The sequence below is a fragment of the Brevundimonas sp. EAKA genome (assembly GCF_000698025.1).
Taxonomy (GTDB): Bacteria; Pseudomonadota; Alphaproteobacteria; order Caulobacterales; family Caulobacteraceae; genus Brevundimonas; species Brevundimonas mediterranea_A.
Genome location: NZ_JMQR01000231.1, coordinates 1 through 1,968 on the forward strand (window position 1 = coordinate 1; position 1,968 = coordinate 1,968).

1 protein-coding gene and 1 pseudogene are annotated in these 1,968 nt (G+C 69.5%); both read left to right on the plus strand.

Features of this window, described 5'->3' with window-relative positions; translation table 11 throughout:
- Positions 1-489, plus strand: a pseudogene (locus ER13_RS18830) (ribonuclease E/G); the annotation flags it as partial.
- Between the two features lie 58 nt (positions 490-547).
- Positions 548-1,948 (plus strand): M48 family metalloprotease, encoded by a 1,401-nt coding sequence (locus ER13_RS17125; protein ID WP_035311293.1) that lies wholly within the window; start codon positions 548-550, stop codon positions 1,946-1,948.
- Positions 1,949-1,968 lie beyond the last annotated feature (20 nt).

Consider the following 1,968-nt stretch of genomic DNA (forward strand, 5'->3'; position numbering starts at 1 on the left):
CTGACGCCGATGGCCGTAGCCGATGGGGCCGGCGCCGACGCCGTCCAGGCCCAGACGCCGGAGACGGAGGCCCCCGCCGTCGCGCCCGAACCCCAGCGTCGTCGCGTTCGCCGCAAGTCGGCCAGCGCCGACGCCGTGGTCCAGCCGGCACGGGAAACCGAAGCCGCGCTGGAACCGATCGAGACCGCCGCCGAGCCGCACGTCGAGCCGCACCCCGACACGGCCATCGAGCCGAACGAGGCGGCGCTCGAAGGCGCGCCGGTCGAACTGGACGTGACGCCGCAAGAGGCCCTGGCCGCCGAGCCGGTCATGGTCTCGCCGGTCGAACGGCCTGTCCCGCCGGTCGCTGTCGAACCCCAACCGGCGGCTCTGCCGGAACCGTTCGTCGCCCCGACGCCCGAGATCGACGTCGAGGCGATCATCGCCGAAGACCCGAACCAGATCTCGGCCCCGCCCGAAAAGCCCAAACGTGGGTGGTGGCGCCGCTGATCGGTCACGATTAGACTGTCAGGATGCAGACGGGGGTCGGCCGCTACTGGAGTACGCCATGACGTGGCTTCCCCGTTCCGCATCTCGTGTTCTGGCCGCGGCGGCGGTGGGCTTCGCAGCCCTCGTCGCCGCCGGCCAGGCCTCGGCCCAGAGCCTGATCCGCGACACCGAGATCGAGGGCATCATCCGCGAATGGGTCGATCCGGTCTTCGTCTCCATGGGGTTGAACCCGACCGACGTCGAAGTTCTCCTGGTCAATGACAACGAGCTGAACGCCTTCGCCACGCGTGGGCGGATCATGGGCGTCAACACCGGCCTGATCCTGCGGACCAAGAACCCCAACGAACTGCTGGGGGTGATGGCGCACGAGGCAGGCCATATCAAGAACCGCCACACCCTGCGCGACGGGGCCCAGAACGCCGCCAAACAGCCGATGTTCATGACCATGGCCCTCGGGGCCCTGGCCATTGCCGCCGGCGCGCCGGACGCGGGCCTCGCCCTGCTGGGCTCCAGCCAGTATTTCGGCACGATCGGCGCGCTTCAGTATATGCAGGGCCAGGAGGGCGAAGCCGACCTGACCGGCGCCCGCGCCCTGGAGGGCGCCGGCGAATCCGGCGCGGGCCTGGTCTCCTTCTTCGAGAATTTCCGCGCCCAGGAAGTCTTCTCCGACGCCCGCCGCTATCCCTATTTCCGCAGCCACCCCCTGTCGTCGCAGCGCATCGAATCCATGCGCCGCTTCGTCCAGGACCAGCCCCATTACGATCATCGCGACAGCCCCGAGCGGATGGCCCAGCACGCCCTGATCCTGGCCAAGATCCACGCCTTCATGGATCCGCCGAACACCACCCTGCGCGCCTATCCCTCGACCAACACGGCCCTGCCCGCCCGCTACGCCCGCGCCATCGCCTGGTATCGCGACGGCCAGACCGACAAGGCCCTGTCGGCGGTGGACGCCCTGATCGCCGAGGATCCGCAGAACCCCTATTTCGCCGAACTGAAGGGCCAGATCTATTTCGAGGAAGGCCGTCCGGTCGAGGCCGTCGCCGCCCACCGCGAGGCCGTGCGGCTCAAGCCCGACGCCCCCCTGCTGCGCATCAACCTGGCCCACGCCCTGATCGGCACGGACGATCCCAAGAACCTGGACGAGGCCATCGACCAGCTGAAACACGCCACCGTCGCCGAGCGGGAGAACACCATGGCCTGGCGCCTGCTGGGCCAGGCCTACGCCGCCCAGGGCAAGGAGGGCGAGGCCCGTCTGGCGACGGCCGAGTATTATTTCGCCGCCGGCCAGGAGCGCGAAGCCACCCAGTTCGCCCTGCGGGCCCGCAGCATGCTGGACCCCAATTCCATCGAATGGCGCCGGGCGGTGGACATCGTCCTTGCGTCAGGAGCCACGCCCGACGATCTGCTGGACCTGGATCGTCGCGACGCCGCGCGCAAGCCGACCACGCTGAACTGACGCCCTGCCCCCCCCTACTG